The following is a 17,813-nucleotide window of genomic DNA, read 5'->3' as shown; positions in this document are numbered from 1 at the left end:
GCCGTCAGGAGGGAACCTTTACCCGCCGTCGACCGCCTACGCCGTGCATGGACGTCGAAGAGCATCCGCTCGCGGACGACGACGACGCGTGGACGACGGTCATCGAGGAGTGCCGCGCGACCGCCGAGGAGTACCGGGAACGGGGGTGGACGGCGTTCGCTCCGATCCCCGGCGACGTGGTTCCGCTCCCCGCGCCGGGCGACTCCGCCGACGAGAAGGTGGGCCTCGACGTGTTGCTGTCGGGCGAGGAGTTCGACCGCCTCGCGGAGCTGGTAGAGGCCGACGAGTTCGACGAGTTCGAGGCGTTCCGGGCCCACGAGAACGGAATCGTCTATCTGACGCTGGTGTTCCGGGCGACGGCGAGCCAGACCGCGCTCTGTCTCCCGCTGTACTACCGGGTCGTCGAGGCGGACCGCATGCTCGATCGCGTCCGGGCCGGCGACGCGATGACCACGTACGTCCACCCCCTCTCCGGCGACGAGCGGCTCGAGTTCGACCACGAGGATCCCACCCCGCTGTTCCCGCCGCAGGACACCGGGGACGCCTAGCTGGCCGTCGCTCTCCTACCGCTCGCGGACGACCACGAACTCCGCCAGGTCGCGGAGGTACTCGATCGCCTCCGTCTCCGGCGGGTCGGCGTCGTCGAGCGCGGCCAAGGCGAGCTCGGACTGCTCGCGGGCGCGCTCGTCGATCTCCTCGGGCGACAGCGACGTGACCTGCAGGACCGAGGGCCGGTCCATCTCCGCGTCCTGCCCGGTCGGCTTGCCCAGGTCGTCGGCGTCGGCGGTCGCGTCGAGCACGTCGTCGCGCATCTGGAAGGCGACGCCGACGCGCTCGGCGTACTCGCCGAACGACTCGACCGCGTCGGGGTCGGCGCCGCCGGCGATCGCCCCCAGCTCGGCGGCCGCCCGGAACAGCGCGCCGGTCTTCCGGCGGGCGAGTTCCATGTACTCGGCCTCGGTGGTGGGACGGGCGGCCAGCTCGGTGGCCTCGCCCTCTCCGAGCTCGACCAGCGCCTCGGCGACGGTCCGCATCGCGCGCGGCTCGGCGGAGAAAAGCGCGAACGCCTCGCCGAGGAGCCCGTCGCTGGCGATGATCGCCGGCCCGTAGCCGTACTCAGCCCACGCCGAGGGCGTGCCGCGGCGGACCTCGGAGCGGTCGATGATGTCGTCGATCACGAGCGACGCGTTGTGGACGAACTCGACCCCGGCCGCGAAGTCGACGGCGGCGTCGGGGTCGCCGTCGAACGCCTCGCAGGCGAGGATCGTCACGGCGGGGCGGACTCGCTTGCCGCCGGCGAGGACGACGTGGCCGACCTCCGCGGACAGCTCGTCGGGTTCGACCTCGTCGATGACGGCCTCCAGCCGGTCCTCGACCAGCGCGACCCGGCGCTCCAGGTACTCCATCTATTACCCGGAGGGACCCGCCGCGCAAAGGCCTAACGGAACGTCGACCGGCCTCGGATCACTGAAACTCGATCCCGAGGTCGTGAAGCCCGTCGTTGTGCTCCGCGACGTTGATCAGAAGCGGCGTGAGCGCCTCGATCTCGGGGGCGTTGGCGACGCCGCCGGCGTCGAGCGCGCGCAGCCCCTCGATCCCCTCGGCGATGTCGGCCACGGTCGCCTTCGCGTCCTCGTCGTCGCCGATCACGAGCGTGTCGATCCCGAGGTCGGCGTCGAGGTTCGCGAGGCGGGCGGCCGCGAGGTTGTGGAACGCGCCGACGACGGCGACCCCCTCGGGCGCGGCGTCCGCCGCGATCCGCGTCACCGAGCCGGCGCCGGGCCTGTGGTAGTGGAACCCCTCGTCGTCGCGTTTCATCCCGGTGGCCGGCGAGACGAGCACGTCGCCGGGGTCGAGCTCGTCCGCGATCGCCTCGACGGTGTCGCCGATATGGTACGGCGGGACCGCGAGCACGACCACGTCGGCCTCGGCGGCGACGACCTCGTTCTCGGCGCCCTCGACCGCGGCGTCGAGGCCGCGGCTGTCGAGCTCGGTGGTGTACTCCTCGGCCTTGGTCTCCGCCTTCTCCGCGTCGCGCGACCCGATCGCGACCGCGTGGGGGGTGTCGGCCGCGAGCCGGAGCGCGAGCCCCTGCCCGATGTCGCCCGTGCCGCCGAGTATCGCGATTTGCATACGGTCAGTCGGGTCGCTCGCGACTTCAGGGTTGCGTGACCGGCCGTCCTCGCCACCGCCTGAGCGGTACGCTCTTGCGGGAGCGCGCAGAGGCGACGCCCATGGACGAGCAGGACCGCGTGGCCGCGTTCGTCGACGAGCACGACCTCGACGCCGACCTCCCGTACCGCGTCCTCGACCTGGAGAGCGAGGTCGGGGAGATCGCCAAGGAGGTGACGGCGTCCACCGACTACGGCGCCGCGCCCGCGGAGGTCTCGATCGCGCCCGACGAGATCGGCGACGCCCTCTTCGCGCTGCTCGCGCTCGCGGACGCGACGGGCGTCGACGCCGGCGACGCGCTCGACGAGTCGCTGGCGAAGTACCGGTCTCGGATCGACGAGTCGGGCGACGCGGGCTCCGGACGCTGACCGGACCGAGCGTCCTGCGCTCCCGTCTCAGTGACCGATCTCCCGTCTCAGTGGCCGAACCCCCGTACCGCGATCACTCCGCCGCCTCCTCGCGCCGATCGAGCGCGCCGTTGATCGCCAGCGGCACGACGACCCCGCCGCCGAGAAGCAGCGCGAGGGGCGCCCACTCGGGAGACGACGCGTTCAGCGACTCGAGGAGGAGGGCGGCGGCGAGCGTGAGGGCGATACACGTCCCGATGACGGCGTTCTCGCGGGAGACCATGCGCGGTCCGTCGGTCGCGTCGACCAAATCGGTTCCGCCCGATCGGCCGTGATCAGCCGCGGTCGCCGAGCGCGAGGGCGTCGATGCCGAGCGCGTCGAGCTCGACGTTGTCGGCGACGAGGTCCGCGGCCCGGTCGTACGGGGAGCGGTCGTCCGCCTCCGCGGTCGCGTCTCCGTCCCCAGCGCGCGATCCGGCCGCGGGGCGCGATTTCCCCGCGGCCGCGAACGCCCGTTCGACGAACGCCTCCCGGACCGTCTCGTTCTCGAAGATCCCGTGGAGGTAAGTCCCCAAGGCTCGGTCGGTCGCCGCGCTCTCCGGGCCCACCGGTCGGGCGACCGACTCCGCCGGCGACGACCGGCCCATGTGGATCTCGTAGCCGGTCGCGGTCCCGGTCGCTCCCGCCAAGGGACCGATTCCGTCGACCGATCGTGTCACGCGCTCGACGCGCTTGTCGGGCGAGAAGTGGGTTTCGACCGGGAGCACGCCGACGCCTTCGACGGTTGAGCGCGATCCGGTCCCCTCGATGTCGGCGCCCGTAATCTGCTTGCCGAGGATCTGGTAGCCGCCGCAGATCCCGACGATCGGTCCCTCGAAGCGTCTGATCGCCTCGTCGAGTCCCGCTTCGCGCAGCGCGAGCAGGTCGTCGACAGTGTTCTTCGAGCCGGGAAGCACGACCGCGTCGGCGTCGGCGAGGGGGTCGCGGGCGGAGGCGTCGAGCGGGACGTACGCCACCCGGACGCCCGGCTCGCGTGCGAGCGGTTCCAGATCGGTGAAGTTCGAGATCCGCGGGAGCCGCGGGACCGCGATCCGGACCACCTCCGCGTCGGGGACCCCGTCGTCCGCGCCCAGGGCGGCTCTGCTCCCCTCGCCGCCCCCGCCGCCGGCGTCTCCCGCGTCCGGCAGCGAGAGGCTGTCCTCCGCCGGCAGACCGGGGTCGTCGTGGGGGACGACGCCGACGATCGGGACGCCAGTCCGGTCCTCGATCTCCGCGATGCCCGGTTCGAGGAGGGACGGGTCGCCGCGGAACTTCGTGATGACCGCGCCGGCGACGCGCTCGCGCACGTCGTCGGGGAGGAGTTCGAGGGTCCCGTAGAGGCTCGCGAAGGCGCCGCCGCGCTCGATGTCCACCGCGATCAGGATCCGGGCGTCGGCGAAGCGGGCGCACTCCACGTTGGCGAGGTCGCGGTCGTGGAGGTTGATCTCGGCGATGCTCCCCGCGCCCTCGGCGACGATCACGTCGTGGTCGGCCGCGAGGCGGCGGTGGGCCGCGACCGCCGCGTCCCGGGCGGTCTCCCAGTGCGACTCGTAGTACTCGCCGGCAGCAAAGTGGCCAACCGCCTCGCCGTCGATCACCAGTTGGCTCTCGCCGTCGCCGCGCGGCTTGAGGAGGACGGGGTTCATGTCGGTCGTCGCCGGGACGCGGGCCGCCCGCGCCTGCACGTGCTGGGAGACGCCGATCTCGCCCCACTCGCCGTCGGGCGCCAAGGCGACCCGGGCGTTGTTGCTCATGTTCTGGGCCTTATACGGCGCCACCGAGACGCCCCGGCACGCGAGGAGCCGGCAGAGCCCGGCCGCGAGCGTGCTCTTGCCGGCGTGGCTCGCGGTGCCGGCGATCAGGACGGTCTCCGCCGTCTCGCCGGTGTCCGTCGTCTCGCTCACGGCCTCAGTACTCCGTCCCCCGCCGGGCGCGGTGGCCCGCGTCGAACGGGTGCGCCACCTTCCGGACGTTGGTGATCAGGTCGGCGACACCCTCCAGGTACGCCGGCTCGGCGTGGCTCCCGGTGAGGACGAGTTCGAGGTTCTCGGGCTTCGACTCCGCGAGCGCGACGACGTCGTCCGGGTCGACGAGCCCGCGGTCGGCGGCGTACAGCACCTCGTCGAGTACCAGCATGTGGACGCCCTCGTCGGGGTCGCCGTTGAGCGGGAGGGGCTCGGTCAGGTCCGCGTCGCCGGCGCCGGCGACGAGTTCCTCCGCGCGCTCGAACGCCGCGCTCGCCTTCGCCGCGTGCTCGTCGTCGCCGGAGCCGTCGAGGAGGCCGTGCCAGCCGTAGTGGCCGGCGTTCTCGTAGGAGAACCCCGGCATGGCGGCGATCGCGTTGTACTCCCCCCTGACGCCCTCGACGCTGTCGGCGCCGCCCTTCATGAACTGGAGCATGTGGACGCGGTAGCCGTGGCCCGCGGCCCGGAATCCCATCCCCATCGCCGCCGTGGTCTTCCCCTTACCGTCGCCCCACCACGCCTGCACGAGCCCGAACTCCTCGGGCGCGGCGGGCTCGATGGGCTCCGGTTCGGGGGCGGCGCCGCCGCCGGGAGTGCGCGCCCGGTTCGCCGCCGACTCGTCGCCCTCGGCCGATGTCGCCGTGGTCTCGTCGCTCGATGCCGCCGCGTCGCCGTCGATGGTGTCTGTGTCGTCAGTCGTCATGGTTCGAAGACCTCCGCCCGGTCGTCGGCGACGACGCCGTGCTCGGCGTCGGCCGGCGGACCGGGGTAGTCGCCGTCCGGGTACCGCGACCGCAGGCTCGCGCGGACCGCGTCCCGGACGCAGACGCGAGCCGCCGCGCCGACCGGGGTGGCGCTGCCCGAGAACGCCGCCGGATCTCCGGTCGGGTCGTCGCCGACGACCACCGCGTCGCTGGTGGTCCCCGGCACGCCCGCCGTCGCGAGCAGCGTCGCCGCCTTCGCCTCCGCCGCGACCGCGACGAGATTCTCGGCCGCGCCGTCCGCGAGCCGGCGCGTCGTGCCGACGATCAGGTTGACCGTGCCGGGGCGGTCGGGGCGCGCCGTCGGTTCCGCGGGGGGCGCCTCGCCGGACCCGTCCGCGTCGCGCTCGGCGTCGTCGGGGGCGGCCGCCGTCGCTCCCGCCGGGTCCATCGGGAGCATCGCCGGGTTCGACAGGCCGGCGGTCGCGTACGCGACGACCGGCCCGCGACGCGCGCCGCGGGCGTGATCCATCGAGACGCCGGTAAAGAGGGTCGGCGGCTCGCCTTCGGTTCCGAACTCTGCCCGAGACAGCCGCTCGTCGCGGTACGCGCCGAGGTCGGTCCGGTCGAACCCCTCCGGCACCGAGACGTTGTAAGCGGCCGCCGACCGCGATCGACCCCCGTTCCAGCCGGTCGAGAGCCAGCGCGTCCCGGGCCGGCGCAGGCGGAGCACGCCCTCGCGGACGGTCGCGTCAAACACGCGAATCCGCCTCCGGTTCCCCGTTCACGCCCAGCGCCGCCAGCAGCCGATCGTTCTCGGCGGGCCGGCGCACGGCCACCCGGACGTGCGAGTCGAGCCCGCGGAAGGTGGTCGCGTCCCGGACCGCCACGCCGCGGTCGCGGGCGTCGGCGACGACCCGGTCGACGGACCGGCCGCTCCCCGCCACGTCGAGGAGCAGGAACGGCGCCTCGGAGGGCGTCACGTCGTAGCGCTCCGCGAGCGCCGCCGCCATCCGCGAGCGCTCCGCCCGGACGCGGTCGCGGGTCTCCCGGACGAACGCGTCCCGTCGCATGCAGTGCGCGCCGGTCGAGAGCGCCGGGACGCTCACGTTCCACGGGCGCCGGGCGCGCGCTAACGCCGCGCCCAGCTCCCCCGTCGCGACCGCGAACCCCGTCCGGATCCCGGGGAGCCCGAACAGCTTCGTCAGCGACCGGGCGACGACGACGCCCGCGGTCCCCGCGAGCGAGGGGCGGTCGGTGAACCCGCGGAACGCCTCGTCAATGAGGAGGACGGTGTCGGCCGCGCGGCACCGCGCCGCGAACCGCTCCAGCTCCCCGATCTCGTAGTCGGTTCCCGTCGGGTTGTTCGGGGCGCAGACGACCGCGAGCGCGTGGTCTTCCGGGTCGGCGTCGAGGATATCGTCGGCCGAGGCGAAGGCGGGGTCGCCGCCTTCGAGGCGGACCTCGCGGGCGTACTCGCCGAAGCTCGGCGCCGGGAGCAGGGCGGTGTCGCCCGGATCGACCGCGAGCCCGATCGCGGCCCGGATCGCGGCGAGCCCGCCGGGCGAGGGAACGACCGCGTCCGGGTCGCAGTCGACGTACGCGGCGGCGGCCTCGCGGAACGACTCCGGGGGCTCCGCGGGGTACGACCGCGCGGCCGCGAACGCCTCGCGGTACGCCTCCTCGACCCCCGGTGGGACCTCGGGGTTGGTGTTCGCCGAGAAGTCAAGCAGGTCGGGGTCGTCGCTGCTTCCGTGCGGTTCGCGGTCGAGGCCGAGCGCGCTGTCGAGGTTCATGGGTCGGTGGGGTGTCGGTCCGGTCCGTCGTCCGTCAGCAGCCGTTCTGCCGTCCGCACGTCCGACGGGTAGTTGACGTTGACGGCGAGCCGGGCGTCGTCGGTGAGGTGGACCGCGCCCGCGTCGCGGTCCGCCGACGCTTCGCCTTCGTCGTCGCCCTCCGCGTCACTCTCGTCTCGCGCCCCGCCGCCGACGACGTTGATTCCGGCCGGGACGACCTCTCGCCCGTCGATCTCGGTCGTCGCGTCCGCGCTGACGCCCAGGTCGCGCTTCCGGGCCGCCGGCACGCAGACGGTGAGCGAGTCGCCGTCGGCGGCGCGGGCCGCGTCGAGGACCGCGTTCACCGCCGCGGCGTCGAGCAGCGGGAGGTCGGCGGCGACGGTCAACAGGGGGTCTCCGCCCGCGTCGACCGCCTCCATCGCGTGCCGCAGGTCGGCGACGTACCCGTTCCCGGGCGCGTCGACGACCGACAGGGACGGGACGTCGCTCGCGCGCTCGGCGAGGCGCTCTCGCGTCCGCGTCGCGTGCGGGGAGACGACCGCGTGAGTCGCCTCGATCCGGCTCGCGGCGAGCGCGTCGAGCACGCGGTCGACCATCGGGCGCCCCGCGACCTCGCGGAGCGGCTTCTCCGCCTCGCCGCCGAGGCGGGTCCCCCGGCCGCCGCACATCAGAAGCGCGTCCACGCGATCACCCCCGCGTGCAGCGCGGCGACCCGTGCGACCTCGGTCGTCGCCCCGAGCACGTCGCCCGAGACGCCGCCGAGCCGCCGGCGGGACCACAGCCGGATCACCGGCGCCGTCGCCAGCGCGGCGAGCACGGCTGCGAGAGCCGGCAGGAGCCGCGGCCACGCGAACAGCGCGGCGGGCGCCGCCAGCGCGAGGACCGGGAGCGCGGCCCGAGCCGACGACTCGCCGGTCAGGGCGGAGCCGAGCCCCTCGTGGGGCGCGTCGCCGACGCAGACCAGCGTCGCGGTCGCGGCCTTCGCGCCGACCTCCGCGGCGACGACGAGGCCGAGCGCGGCGAGGGGGACGCCGCCGCGCGCGGTCGCCCCGACCTCGACCAGTCCGAGCGCGGCGGTCGCCAGCCCGAGGACGACCAGCGCGAGCGCGACCGTCCCGCCGACGCCGAGCTGGGAGTCCTTCAACACGCGCCGGCGCTCCTCGCGGTCCCCGTGGACGACGGCCGCGTCGCCGAGGTCGGCCACGCCGTCGAGGTGACCGATCCCGGTGACGGCGTAGACGGCGAGCACGAACGCGAGCGCGACCGTGGGAGCGGGGACGGACGCGGGCGGCGAGGCGAGCAGCAGCGGCAGGGCGACGAGCCCGCCGACGAGATACCCGACGACCGGGAACGCCCACGGCGAGCGCGCGAACGCGTCCCACGCCGCCTCGTCGCGGCCGACCGGGATCCGGGTGAGGAAGCCGACAGCCCCCCGGAGCGCGGTCAGGGCCATCCGACCACCCCTGATGGGGACAGGATCCATCCAACCGCCGCCAACCACCCCGCCGCGAGCGCGACCGCGACCGCGCCGGCGACGCCGACGAGCCGGACCGCCCGCTCCGCGTCGGCGACGCTCGGCGGGCTCGCGTCCGGGTTGAGGACGTAGTGGCCGGGCTTCTCCAGCCGGGCGTCGAGCGCGGCCGCCGCGGTCGCCATCGGCCACCCGGAGTTCGGCGACGACGGCTCCTCCGCCCACGAGGTCCCTCGGCGGAGCGCGTCGAGAGAGCCGGCCGCGAGCGCCAGACACCCGGCGGTCGCGCGGGCCGGGAGGAACATGATCGCGTCGTCGAGGCGCGCGCTCGCCCAGCCGACCGGCTTCGAGCGGTAGCCGAGCATCGAGTCGAGGGTGTTGACGGCCTTCACCCAGACCGCGCCGGCGGTCCCCGCGGCGAGCGGGAGGGCGGATCCAGAGGGCGCCACGGGGGCGGCGGACCCCGCCATCGCCCCCGCCGCGAGTCCGACCGCCGCTCCGAGCGCGAATCCGCCCAGGGGCGCGACGAAGCCGTCGGCGAGGTTCTCGGCGGCGCTCTCGACGGCCGCGCTCCGGATGTCCGCCGGCGAGAGGTCGGTCGCGTCCCGGCCCGCGAGCGCCCGGAGCGACTCCCGGGCCGCGTCGGGAGCGGTCTCGGTCAGCTCGACGACCTCCGCGGTCGTCTCAAGCAGCATCCGGAGGCTGACGCTCGCGAAGAGGAGCGCACCGGCGACGAGGACGGGGGAGACGGGGAACCCCCCCGCGGCGGGGAGACCGCCCGCGGCCGCGACGGTCACGCCCGCGACCGCCGCGGCGGCGAGGGGGAGCCCGACCGCGACTGCGAGTCCGACGAGTCGGGGACGCGACCACGTCCGGTCGAAGCGACCCACGACCGACCCGAACAGCGCGACGGGGTGGAGCCGCGTCGGCGGCTCCGCGAGCGCGAGGTCGAGCGCGACCGCGATCGCCAGCGCGGCGAGGGACAGGAGCGCGGGGCCGAGAGGAGTTGCGGAGCCGAGGAGCGGGAGCGCGGTCGCCATCGCGGTCACAGCCCGTCGAGGAACGCGTCGAACGCCCCGCTCTCCGGGTGGACGTGACAGTACGTTCCGAGCGTTCGGTGTTCGGTCAGTCCGTCGTGTTCCCCGTCGATCCCGGTCCCGCGCTCCACGTCGAAGGCGAACCGGGCGTCGCTCGCGGCGTCGGCCTCCGAGTAGTGGAACTCGTGGCCCCGCAGGGTCGCGCCCGCGGAGGCCGTCGGCGCGTCCCGCCCCGCCCGCAGCTCGACGTGGTCGAGCGCCTGATACCGGTCGCGCATGGCCACGTCCGCCGGGAGGACGCCCGCCATCGCGTGCGTCTCGCCCGCGACGGTCGTCAGCGACTCGGCGAGCGCCATCAGCCCGCCGCACTCGCCGAGCACGGGGGTCCCCTCGGCGGCCGCGCTCGCGATCTCGTCGAGCGCCGGGCTTTCGGCCAGCTCCGCGGCGTGCAGTTCCGGATAGCCGCCGGGGAGGTAGACGCCGTCGCAGGGCGGGAGGGGGTCGCCCGCGACCGGGGCGAACGTCTCGACCGTCGCCCGCTCGCGCAGGCGTTCGATCGTCGCCGGGTACGCGAACCGGAAGGCGTCGTCGCGGGCGACCGCGACGCGGGGGCGGGCGGCGGGCGCCTTGGCCGTGCTCCGCGCGCCGTTCGGCTCCGCCCCGCCCGCCGGCTCCCGGGCGAGATCGACGAGCCGGTCGGTCCGGAGCCCCTCCGCGGCCGCGTCGAGCGCGTCGTCGGGCAGGGGCGACTCGTCGCCCATCTGGAGCCCGAGGTGGCGGTCGGGGACCGTCAGGTCGTCGTTCGGCGGGATCCGACCGAAATACGCGAGGTCGTCCGGGAGCGCGTCGCGGATCCCCTCGGCGTGTCGCCCGCCGTGCGCGCGCTGGGCGATCACCCCGGCCACGTCGATGTCCCGGCCGATCCGGTCGGCGTAGGTCCGGAAACCGAGCGCGGTCGCCGCGACGCTCTCCATGCCGGCGCTCGCGTCGACCACGAGGACGACCGGGAGGTCGAGCGCCTCGGCGACCGCGGCGGTGCTCGACCCGTCGCCGTCGTACAGCCCCATCACGCCCTCGACGACGCAGACGTCGCCCTCGCCGCGGGCGTAGTTCCGGCGGAGGCCGCCCTCGCCCTGCAGCCACAGGTCGAGCGTGCGCGACGGGCGCCCCGCCACGCGCTCGTGGTGGCTCGGGTCGATGAAGTCGGGGCCGGCCTTCGCCGGCTGCACCGCGTGCCCGGCGGCTTCCAGCGCCCGGATCGTCGCGAGCGTCGCGACCGTCTTGCCGACGCCGGAGGCGGTGCCGCCGAGGACGAGGCCCCTCATCGGGGGTCACCTCCCGCCGCGCTCCCCGCCTCCCGCTCGGCCAGCAGGCGGTCGGTGAGCGCGGTCACGCGCTCGCGCACGTCGCTCGCGGGGACGCCGGCGCGCTCTGAGAGCGCCAGCGCGCCCCCCATCCCGACGCCCTCCTTCGCCTCACCGCGGGCGTACGCCGCCGTCGCCGGGTGGTCGCCCTCGCCGAACGCCGGGTCGGTCGCGGCCAGCCGCAGGTCGAGGTCGTCCGCGAGCGCCGCCACGTCCGCGGAGGGGTCGTCGGCGACGAACGAGGTGGTCGCGAGCGGGAGGCGGCGCTCGACGCCCGCGTGTCGCGCGAGCGCGGCGACCGCCGCCAGCTGGGTCCCGCCCGCGAGCGTGACCGGCACGCCGCGCTCGACCGCCCCGACCGCGAGGCCGGCGGCCGCGGCGAGCACGGGGTCGCCCATCAGCCGGAGCGCGTCGAGGGGGTCGCCCGCGGCGTCGCCCGCGGCGATCCCGCTTTCGGCCAGCCCCTCCTCGACGACCGCGCGCTTGGTCTCGAGGGGGTTCGCCGCCAGCGATGAGGAGACCGCCGGGCGCTCCCCGAGCGCGGTGAGCACGCCGAGCGCGGTCGTCGTGCCGCCGGGGATCGTCTCGGCGACGAGGAGCTCGGGGTCGGCGTCGCTCGCCTCGGCGGTCGCTCGTCGTTCCGCGACCACCTCCGGCACCAGCCCGCGCGCCGCCTCGAAGACGGCCGCGGCGTCCGGAACCGGCTCCGCGTTCCGCACGTCGCCGCCGGGCGCGGCGCCCGCGTCGAGCACGGGTGCCTCGGTCGGCGCCGTCGGGACCGCGAGCCCGGCGTCGACCCCGACGAAGTCGAACCCGACGACCTCCCGCACGGCGCGGGTGACGACCGCCGGCGTCGGGCAACCCGAGGGACTCACCGGGACGACCGAACTCGGGGCCGGTCGCCCGTCGGCGACGATCTCGAGGTCCGCGCTGGGCGTGTGTCTCCGCAGTTCGGGGTCGGCGCCCGCGGCGCTAATTCCGTCGATCGCGGCGGTCGCGGTCGTCCCCGCGACGACCGCGAGGATCGCGTCCGTCACGCGACACCACCGCCCCGTCGCCTCAGTCGGTCGGCGGTCCCGTCCGACCGATCGCGTCCGTCGTCCGCCCTATCGATGACAACCACTAGCGGTTGATTAGCACAACCGGACTTTAACTGATCGGGATGCCGGACTCGCGGCGAGGTGGCTCACGATCTTCGGCGCGGCGCGTCTCGTCGTCCTCTCCGACCGAGACGGCGCCTAGACGTACCCGTCGACCATGTTCTCGACGTACTTCGCGATCACGTCCACTTCGAGGTGCACGGGGTCGCCGACCGACTTCTGCGAGAGCGTCGTCAGCCGGTAGGTCGTCGGGATGACGGCCACGTCGAACTCTCCGTCCCGCTTCTCGGCGACCGTCAGCGAGATGCCGTCGAGCGTCACGGACCCCTTGTCGACGAGGTAGTCGGCGTGGCCCTCGGGGATAGAGAAGCTGAACCGCCAGTCCTCGCCGACGCGCTCGATCGCGGTCACCTCTGCGACCGTGTCGACGTGACCCTGCACGACGTGGCCGTCGAACCGGCCGTCGGCGGGCATCGCGCGCTCGACGTTGACCGCGTCGCCCTCGCGGACGTCGCCGAGGTAGGTCTTCGCGACGGTCTCGCTCGCGAGGAACACCTCGAACCAGTCGGCGTCGTTCGAGGCGCCGTCACCCTCCTCGCCGTCACCCTCGCCGCCGTGGCCGTACTCCTCGACCGTGAGACAGACGCCGCTGACGCTGATCGACTGGCCGTGGTGGAGGTCGTCGAACCCCTCGACCCCGTCGACGGCGATCCGGAGCCGGAGGCCGTCGTCGGTCGCGGTCCGCTCGCGGACGGTTCCGGTGTCCTCGACGATGCCGGTGAACATACCGGATCTGGGCGCGCGCGACACATTATCGGTTCGGTGTTCGGTCGGAGCGATCGCCGCCGACCGCGACGCGGACGCGCTCCGCCGACGCCGCGCCCCTTTTGACCCCCGGGAGCCAATCCGGTCGCAATGAGGCTCGGACTGACCGACATGATCGGGCTGGCGGCGTCGCTGATCTTCGCCATCCCGCTCGCGAACTACGCGGTCATCCGGCTGTTCGCCGGCGAGGTGGCGCTCGGTGTCGGCCTGCTCGTCGTCGCCGCCGCGATGGTCGTGCTCCCGCAGTACTTCCTCGACCCGGGGCGGATCGTCCGGGGGCTGCTCGCGGGGCTCCTCCCCCGACAGCTCCGCGGGCTCGCCGGTCTCGATCCCGCGGACGAGAGCCCGTCCGACGCGGACTCGATCGACGGAGAGCAGACCGAGGCGACGCCCGAGGACGCGACCGCGGTCGAGAAGTGAGGGTTCCGCCGGAGGCGCGAGCGCCGTCTTTCACTCGCGCGCGGCCGGCGCGATCCCGAACGGATACTCGGCCAGCACCTCGTACCCGTCCTCGGTGACGGCGACGAGGTCCTCCAGCCGGACGCCGCCGATCTCGGGGTCGTACACGCCCGGCTCGACCGTCACGACGTGGCCCGGCCGCAGTTCGCCGGCCCCCGACAGCGACGGCGACTCGTGGAGGCTCACGCCCACGCCGTGGCCGGTGCCGTGGGTGAAGCCGACCTCGCCCTCCCCCGCGTTCGGGTCGAACCCGTACGCGCCCAACTCGGCGGCGGCCTCGCCGTGGACCGTCTTGGCCGGCACGCCCGGCTCGATCTCGTCGAGCGCGACCTCGCGGGCCGACTCGACCGCGAGGTGAGCCCGCCGCTCCCAACCGCCGTCGCCGTCGACGACGAACGTCCGGGTGAGGTCGCCGCGGTAGCCGTCGGGCCCGCGCGGCGAGACGTCGATCAGCACGGTCTCGCCCGGCCGGATCGGGTCGTCGCCGACGTAGTGGAGGTCGGCCGCCGACGGCCCGGCGCCGATCGCGGTGTCGCCGGCGTCCCGGACGCCGCGGGCGGCGAGCGCCGCGTTCACGGCCCGGCGCAGGCGCTCGGTCGTCAGGGGCGCACCCTCCCAGCGGAGGGGCGGTCTGCGGTCCGCGTCGGGAGCGGTGTCGGCGTCCCGGTCCGCGTCGGGATCGGCGTCCGCGTCGGGATCGGCGTCCGCGTCGGGATCGGCGTCCGCGTCCCCCTCGACGACCGCGCTCTCGGCCAGCACGGTCTCGGCGCGGGCCATCCCGGCGACCGCCCCGCGCTGGACGCGCCGGAGGCGCTCGATCTCGGGGTCAGTCTTCCGCGCTCTGGCGGTCTCGACCGCGTCGGTCGACGCGAGCGCGTTGCCGGCGCGTTCGAGGTACACCGCCGCGTCGTGGGGGATCGACGGGGGAACGAGGAGGGTGGGATCGTCGTCTCGCTCGGTGGCGGCGGCTCGGCCGTCCCCGTCGCGCTCCCCACCTCGGAGCAGGTCATCGACGACCGCCGCGGCGCGCTCGCCCGCGTGGTCGCCGACGCGCTCCGTCCGCACCTCGCGGACGACGCCGTCGTGGAACACGGCGCCGTCGGCGCCCTCACCGCCGTTTCGAGTGCGCGCGCCGGCGACGAACTCCCGGTGGGCCTGCTCGCGGAACAGGGCGGGGGCACAGAGCGCGGCGCGGCCGGCGGCGTGGGCGTCGCGGTCGCCGCTCTCGGCGTCTCGGTCGTCACTCTCGGCGTCGCGGTCGTCATCCGGAACGATCACCAGCGCGTACGCCCGGTCCGGTCCGGAAAAACGCGTGAGGTACCGAAGGTCGTCGTCGAACCGGTCGCCGACCGCGACGAAGGCGGCGGCGTCCGCGGCCGCGACCGCCTCGGCGATCGGGGCGAGGTCGGTGCGGAGCGGGGAGAGTCGGTCGGAGTCGGACGAGCCCCCGCCCGCGTCGTCGCTCCCGTCGCTCACGGCTCGGGCTCGGGGACGGCCAGCTCCGCCTGCACCTCCTCGACGAGCTCCTGCGGGGGCTCGTCGCGGAGCTCGTTGAACAGGAGGACGCTGATCGGGAGCGTCGGGGCGCCGCTGATCAGGCTCTCCATGATCACGAGCCGCTCGCGGGCGCGGGACATCCCGACGTAGAACACGCGGCGCTCGTTGTCCGTGAGGACGGGGACCGGGCTCGTCGTCTTCGTGAACTCCTCGACGCCGTCCACGTCGGTCGGGTCGTCGATGGAGGCCGCCATCTGCTCGACCACCTTCTCGGTGAGGTCGGTCGCGACGAACACGTGGTCGGCCTCGCGGCCCTTCGCGGAGTGGATGGTGCCGACGCGGACGCGGGTCGGGTCCATCCCCTCGTAGTCGCCGCCGAAGTACGCGCCCATCGACTTCCGCTGGAAGCTCGTCACCTTCCGGACCATGTCGTCGGCGCTCGACGCGTCCGGCATGAAGGGGATGAACTCGTCGAGCTCGTCGACGGTCACCTCGATCTGGGCGACGTCGTCGGCGTCGGCCGCCTCCTCGCGGTCGTCGAGGAAGTCGTAGAACTCGTCGCGCTCGTGGGTGCCGAACGCCGAGTCCTGCAGCATGTCGGCGAGGCGCCGGGCCTCGAGCCCGTTCACGGGGTCGCCGGCGTCGGCCTTCTCGATGGCGCTGACGTAGTCTTGCACGCGGTCGGTCCACATCCGACCGTCGGTCAGCATGGTGAAGGGGATCCCGTGGTCGATGAACTCGTCGATGAAGTCGAACATCTGGTAGCGCGCCCGGAACAGGCACATCACGCTGCCTTCGTCGTCCTCGACGGTGTACCGGACGTTCCGGACGAGCTCGAGCATCGACGGCGACTCGATCGCCTCGACGGTGCCGCCCTCCTTGCGGGGGTGGAGGTCCTTCTCCTGCCGCTTGTCGATGTGGCGGATCTCGGCGTTGACGACGTTGAGGATCTCGGAGGGGAGCCGGTAGGAGTTCGGGAGCACCACGTCCTCGTCGACGTCGGTGTCCAAGAGGAGGTCGGGGTCGGCGCCCTGCCACGCGTAGACGACCTGGTCGTCGTCGCCGGCGATGAGCACCTTCCGCATGTGGGGTTCCCACTCCTCGAAGACGTTGTACTGCAGCGTCGTGATGTCCTGGAACTCGTCGATGATCAGGTACTCGACGTTCGGGACGAGCGAGCGCTGGGCGACGCGTTCGAGCATGTCCGCGAAGCCGACCAGGTCGTGGTCGCCCTTGTAGCCGCGCCACGCGCGGATCGTCTCGGGGATGTCGATCCGGTCGTCGTCGGAAGGCCAGGTTGGCGTGTACTTGTTCCCCTGCTGGGCGTTGGGGTCCTCCTCGGGCGGGAGCCGGACCTCCTCGACGTTCCACTGGAAGGGCACGTCGTACCAGTCGGCCACGTCGCGCTCGGTGCGCTGGAGCCACTGCGAGGTGGCGATGATCTTGTTGCCGATGGTCGTCGACCGCGCGGTCCGGCGGCCGGCGCCGCCATGCTGGTCCTCGAACTCGATGCCGTACTCCTCGCAGAACGCCTCCTTGTCGTCCTCGCCGACCACGTCGCCGCGTGAGAGGTCGAGCAGCTCGTACGCCTTCGCGTGCATGGTACAGACGTTCCCCTGGAGGGTGCGGGGGGAGATGTCGAGGCGCTCGGCGAGGCGCTCGCGGATCTCGGCGGCGGCCGCGCGCGTGTACGAGACGACGAGCACGTCGCGGACGTCGGCGTCCTCGTCCTCGAGGATCCCCTCGACGCGGTCCAGAAGCGCCGTGGTCTTCCCGCTGCCCGGACCGCCGAACAGTCGCGTCACCGTGGGATCGGTCATTGTCTACTCCAGAGTCCGACTCTCCTTAAACGCCGTGGCTCGGCCCGTTCCGGAGGGAACGCCGCGTCGGGCCGTCTCGCCGTCTTCCGTCGGGGGGTCGACATGGGCTCAGTCGGGTCGCCGGCGCGCTCAGTTGCTCCGCGTCGCCCGCGCCTCTCGCACGTCGGCGCCGTCGCGGACGAGGTCCTCGCAGGCGGGGCAGACTCTGGGCCGATCGACCTCGTTCGGCGTGAACACCCGAACGTAGTCGGTCGTGACGAACGAACCGCAGTTCTGGCAGGTCGGCATACTCGCCACTATCGATTGATACCACATAATACTGCCGCCGACTATCGTCGAAAGAAAACCGCTAACCGGTCGTGCGACGCCGTCGGCGTCAGGTCGGACGCCAGTCGCACACGTCGCACTGCGCGGTTCCCTCGGGGTGTAGCGCACCGCACTCCGGACACTGAAGCTTGTTATAGGATCGCTCCCAGCGTACGATCTCCGTCTCGTGGCCGCGATCGGACAGGAACTCGTCGAACACGTCGTCGTCCGCGCTGGGTGCACTACTAGACATGCATGCTAGTGAATGCCACGCGAGTATAAATATCTTGTTGTGGCTCTATCAATCTGCGAAAACGGCAACGAACGATCGACGATCGACGACAGAACTGTGCAAAAGCTATCCCGCGAACCGACACCCACCTGCGGCGGCGGCCCCGTCTCCGCGGCGGCGACGTCCTTCTGCGACGCCCCTTTCACGTCCGGGCGTGTGGGGGCCGGCATGCCGACCGTCAGCGACACCTACATCGAGAACCGCCAGCGGGTCCAGCCGACCCACACCAACAACTACGAGTCGGCCCACGGGGGAAACGTCGTCAAGTGGATGGACGAGATTGGCGCGATGTCGGCGATGCGCGCCGCCGGCGAGACCTGCGTCACGGCCAAGATCAACGGGCTCGACTTCAAGCGGCCGGTCCCGCAGGGCGACACCTGCATCGTCGAGTCGTACGTGTACGCGGTCGGGCGGACGAGCCTCCGCGCGCGGATCCGCGCGTTCCGCGAGTCCCCCCGGACCGGCGAGCGCGAGCTGACGACGGAGTCGTACTTCGTGTTCGTCGCGGTCGACGCCGACGGGGACCCGACGCCGGTCCCGGAGCTGACGGTGGAGGGCGAGCGCTGCCGGGAGCTACGCGACGCCGCGCTCGCGGCCGAGCCGGACGGGGACCGCTGAGCGGT

At 73.7% G+C, this 17,813-nt stretch carries 21 protein-coding genes; 4 read left to right on the top strand and 17 right to left on the bottom strand.

What is annotated here, in order from left to right; translation table 11 throughout:
- The first annotated feature begins 47 nt into the window (after positions 1-47).
- Entirely contained in the window at positions 48-548 is a 501-nt protein-coding gene (locus JIN95_RS00450; RefSeq protein WP_200530213.1) for a hypothetical protein, read from the top strand.
- A gap of 15 nt (positions 549-563) precedes the next feature.
- Here the strand turns inward: JIN95_RS00450 and JIN95_RS00445 are convergent, their stop codons facing one another.
- Entirely contained in the window at positions 564-1,406 is an 843-nt protein-coding gene (locus tag JIN95_RS00445; protein ID WP_095635491.1) for a polyprenyl synthetase family protein, read from the bottom strand.
- Positions 1,407-1,464: 58 nt separating this feature from the next.
- Positions 1,465-2,133 carry an NADPH-dependent F420 reductase gene (gene npdG / locus JIN95_RS00440; protein WP_200530212.1) on the bottom strand — a complete coding sequence of 223 codons (669 nt, stop codon included), beginning with the start codon at positions 2,131-2,133 and terminating at the stop codon, positions 1,465-1,467.
- Between the two features lie 101 nt (positions 2,134-2,234).
- Here npdG and JIN95_RS00435 point away from each other — a divergent pair, with 101 nt between their 5' ends.
- Entirely contained in the window at positions 2,235-2,540 is a 306-nt protein-coding gene (locus JIN95_RS00435; protein WP_095635493.1) for a MazG-like family protein, read from the top strand.
- Positions 2,541-2,613: 73 nt separating this feature from the next.
- On the opposite strand, the gene JIN95_RS00430 is transcribed toward JIN95_RS00435, so the two are convergent.
- From JIN95_RS00430 to JIN95_RS00380, 11 genes are all read right to left on the bottom strand, one after another.
- Positions 2,614-2,802 carry a hypothetical protein gene (locus JIN95_RS00430; protein ID WP_095635494.1) on the bottom strand — a complete coding sequence of 63 codons (189 nt, stop codon included), beginning with the start codon at positions 2,800-2,802 and terminating at the stop codon, positions 2,614-2,616.
- 52 nt (positions 2,803-2,854) lie between these two features.
- A complete protein-coding gene (locus JIN95_RS00425) occupies positions 2,855-4,462 on the bottom strand; it encodes a cobyric acid synthase (RefSeq protein WP_200530211.1) in 1,608 nt (535 codons plus the stop codon).
- A gap of 4 nt (positions 4,463-4,466) precedes the next feature.
- Positions 4,467-5,225 (bottom strand): cob(I)yrinic acid a,c-diamide adenosyltransferase, encoded by a 759-nt coding sequence (locus JIN95_RS00420; protein ID WP_200530210.1) that lies wholly within the window; start codon positions 5,223-5,225, stop codon positions 4,467-4,469.
- Positions 5,222-5,983: an adenosylcobinamide amidohydrolase gene (locus JIN95_RS00415; RefSeq protein WP_200530209.1), complete on the bottom strand. Its 762-nt coding sequence runs from the start codon at positions 5,981-5,983 to the stop codon at positions 5,222-5,224. Before JIN95_RS00415 ends, JIN95_RS00420 begins: the two co-directional genes overlap by 4 nt.
- Complete coding sequence (locus tag JIN95_RS00410; protein ID WP_200530208.1) at positions 5,976-7,019, bottom strand: aminotransferase class I/II-fold pyridoxal phosphate-dependent enzyme; 1,044 nt, start codon at positions 7,017-7,019, stop codon at positions 5,976-5,978. The genes JIN95_RS00415 and JIN95_RS00410 overlap by 8 nt, the downstream gene beginning before the upstream one ends.
- Positions 7,016-7,687, bottom strand: coding sequence for an NTP transferase domain-containing protein (locus JIN95_RS00405; RefSeq protein WP_200532089.1), 672 nt, complete (start codon positions 7,685-7,687; stop codon positions 7,016-7,018). The genes JIN95_RS00410 and JIN95_RS00405 overlap by 4 nt, the downstream gene beginning before the upstream one ends.
- A complete protein-coding gene (gene cobS / locus JIN95_RS00400; RefSeq protein WP_095635499.1) occupies positions 7,687-8,472 on the bottom strand; it encodes an adenosylcobinamide-GDP ribazoletransferase in 786 nt (261 codons plus the stop codon). Before cobS ends, JIN95_RS00405 begins: the two co-directional genes overlap by 1 nt.
- The gene (locus JIN95_RS00395) at positions 8,463-9,530 is read right to left on the bottom strand and encodes a CobD/CbiB family cobalamin biosynthesis protein (RefSeq protein WP_200530207.1); all 1,068 of its coding nucleotides are present in this window, start codon (positions 9,528-9,530) and stop codon (positions 8,463-8,465) included. The genes cobS and JIN95_RS00395 overlap by 10 nt, the downstream gene beginning before the upstream one ends.
- A 5-nt stretch (positions 9,531-9,535) precedes the next feature.
- Positions 9,536-10,852 carry a cobyrinic acid a,c-diamide synthase gene (locus JIN95_RS00390; protein ID WP_200530206.1) on the bottom strand — a complete coding sequence of 439 codons (1,317 nt, stop codon included), beginning with the start codon at positions 10,850-10,852 and terminating at the stop codon, positions 9,536-9,538.
- The gene (locus JIN95_RS00385) at positions 10,849-11,928 is read right to left on the bottom strand and encodes a nicotinate-nucleotide--dimethylbenzimidazole phosphoribosyltransferase (protein WP_200530205.1); all 1,080 of its coding nucleotides are present in this window, start codon (positions 11,926-11,928) and stop codon (positions 10,849-10,851) included. Before JIN95_RS00385 ends, JIN95_RS00390 begins: the two co-directional genes overlap by 4 nt.
- 201 nt (positions 11,929-12,129) lie before the next feature.
- The gene (locus JIN95_RS00380; protein WP_200530204.1) at positions 12,130-12,777 is read right to left on the bottom strand and encodes a riboflavin synthase; all 648 of its coding nucleotides are present in this window, start codon (positions 12,775-12,777) and stop codon (positions 12,130-12,132) included.
- Positions 12,778-12,906: 129 nt separating this feature from the next.
- Here JIN95_RS00380 and JIN95_RS00375 point away from each other — a divergent pair, with 129 nt between their 5' ends.
- On the top strand, positions 12,907-13,236 hold the full coding sequence (locus JIN95_RS00375) for a hypothetical protein (RefSeq protein ID WP_200530203.1): 330 nt from the start codon (positions 12,907-12,909) through the stop codon (positions 13,234-13,236).
- 30 nt (positions 13,237-13,266) lie between these two features.
- On the opposite strand, the gene JIN95_RS00370 is transcribed toward JIN95_RS00375, so the two are convergent.
- From JIN95_RS00370 to JIN95_RS00355, 4 genes are all read right to left on the bottom strand, one after another.
- Positions 13,267-14,751 (bottom strand): M24 family metallopeptidase, encoded by a 1,485-nt coding sequence (locus JIN95_RS00370; protein ID WP_200530202.1) that lies wholly within the window; start codon positions 14,749-14,751, stop codon positions 13,267-13,269.
- Positions 14,748-16,592, bottom strand: coding sequence for an ATP-dependent helicase (locus JIN95_RS00365; protein WP_095635506.1), 1,845 nt, complete (start codon positions 16,590-16,592; stop codon positions 14,748-14,750). Before JIN95_RS00365 ends, JIN95_RS00370 begins: the two co-directional genes overlap by 4 nt.
- A 129-nt stretch (positions 16,593-16,721) precedes the next feature.
- On the bottom strand, positions 16,722-16,880 hold the full coding sequence (locus tag JIN95_RS00360; RefSeq protein ID WP_008002314.1) for a hypothetical protein: 159 nt from the start codon (positions 16,878-16,880) through the stop codon (positions 16,722-16,724).
- 88 nt (positions 16,881-16,968) lie between these two features.
- The gene (locus tag JIN95_RS00355) at positions 16,969-17,151 is read right to left on the bottom strand and encodes an HVO_0416 family zinc finger protein (protein ID WP_095635507.1); all 183 of its coding nucleotides are present in this window, start codon (positions 17,149-17,151) and stop codon (positions 16,969-16,971) included.
- A 207-nt stretch (positions 17,152-17,358) separates the two neighbouring features.
- Between JIN95_RS00355 and JIN95_RS00350 the strand changes: the two genes are divergently transcribed.
- On the top strand, positions 17,359-17,808 hold the full coding sequence (locus JIN95_RS00350; protein ID WP_200530201.1) for an acyl-CoA thioesterase: 450 nt from the start codon (positions 17,359-17,361) through the stop codon (positions 17,806-17,808).
- The last annotated feature ends 5 nt before the right edge of the window (positions 17,809-17,813 follow it).

Source organism: Halorubrum sp. LN27 (assembly GCF_016635065.1).
Classification (GTDB): Archaea; Halobacteriota; Halobacteria; order Halobacteriales; family Haloferacaceae; genus Halorubrum; species Halorubrum salipaludis.
The sequence above is the reverse complement of the archived record's forward strand: the minus strand, read 5'-3'. Positions and strand labels throughout refer to the sequence as shown.

Excerpts from the sequence above, each read along its gene's own strand:
- JIN95_RS00350 (WP_200530201.1), top strand. The coding sequence starts at position 17,359 with ATGCCGACCGTCAGCGACACCTACATCGAGAACCGCCAGCGGGTCCAG.
- JIN95_RS00430 (WP_095635494.1), bottom strand. The coding sequence starts at position 2,802 with ATGGTCTCCCGCGAGAACGCCGTCATCGGGACGTGTATCGCCCTCACG.
- JIN95_RS00390 (WP_200530206.1), bottom strand. The coding sequence starts at position 10,852 with ATGAGGGGCCTCGTCCTCGGCGGCACCGCCTCCGGCGTCGGCAAGACG.
- JIN95_RS00435 (WP_095635493.1), top strand. The coding sequence starts at position 2,235 with ATGGACGAGCAGGACCGCGTGGCCGCGTTCGTCGACGAGCACGACCTC.
- JIN95_RS00395 (WP_200530207.1), bottom strand. The coding sequence starts at position 9,530 with ATGGCGACCGCGCTCCCGCTCCTCGGCTCCGCAACTCCTCTCGGCCCC.
- JIN95_RS00360 (WP_008002314.1), bottom strand. The coding sequence starts at position 16,880 with ATGCCGACCTGCCAGAACTGCGGTTCGTTCGTCACGACCGACTACGTT.
- JIN95_RS00445 (WP_095635491.1), bottom strand. The coding sequence starts at position 1,406 with ATGGAGTACCTGGAGCGCCGGGTCGCGCTGGTCGAGGACCGGCTGGAG.
- cobS (WP_095635499.1), bottom strand. The coding sequence starts at position 8,472 with ATGGCCCTGACCGCGCTCCGGGGGGCTGTCGGCTTCCTCACCCGGATC.
- JIN95_RS00410 (WP_200530208.1), bottom strand. The coding sequence starts at position 7,019 with ATGAACCTCGACAGCGCGCTCGGCCTCGACCGCGAACCGCACGGAAGC.
- JIN95_RS00375 (WP_200530203.1), top strand. The coding sequence starts at position 12,907 with ATGAGGCTCGGACTGACCGACATGATCGGGCTGGCGGCGTCGCTGATC.
- JIN95_RS00365 (WP_095635506.1), bottom strand. The coding sequence starts at position 16,592 with ATGACCGATCCCACGGTGACGCGACTGTTCGGCGGTCCGGGCAGCGGG.
- JIN95_RS00355 (WP_095635507.1), bottom strand. The coding sequence starts at position 17,151 with ATGTCTAGTAGTGCACCCAGCGCGGACGACGACGTGTTCGACGAGTTC.
- npdG (WP_200530212.1), bottom strand. The coding sequence starts at position 2,133 with ATGCAAATCGCGATACTCGGCGGCACGGGCGACATCGGGCAGGGGCTC.
- JIN95_RS00380 (WP_200530204.1), bottom strand. The coding sequence starts at position 12,777 with ATGTTCACCGGCATCGTCGAGGACACCGGAACCGTCCGCGAGCGGACC.
- JIN95_RS00405 (WP_200532089.1), bottom strand. The coding sequence starts at position 7,687 with ATGTGCGGCGGCCGGGGGACCCGCCTCGGCGGCGAGGCGGAGAAGCCG.
- JIN95_RS00450 (WP_200530213.1), top strand. The coding sequence starts at position 48 with ATGGACGTCGAAGAGCATCCGCTCGCGGACGACGACGACGCGTGGACG.
- JIN95_RS00420 (WP_200530210.1), bottom strand. The coding sequence starts at position 5,225 with ATGACGACTGACGACACAGACACCATCGACGGCGACGCGGCGGCATCG.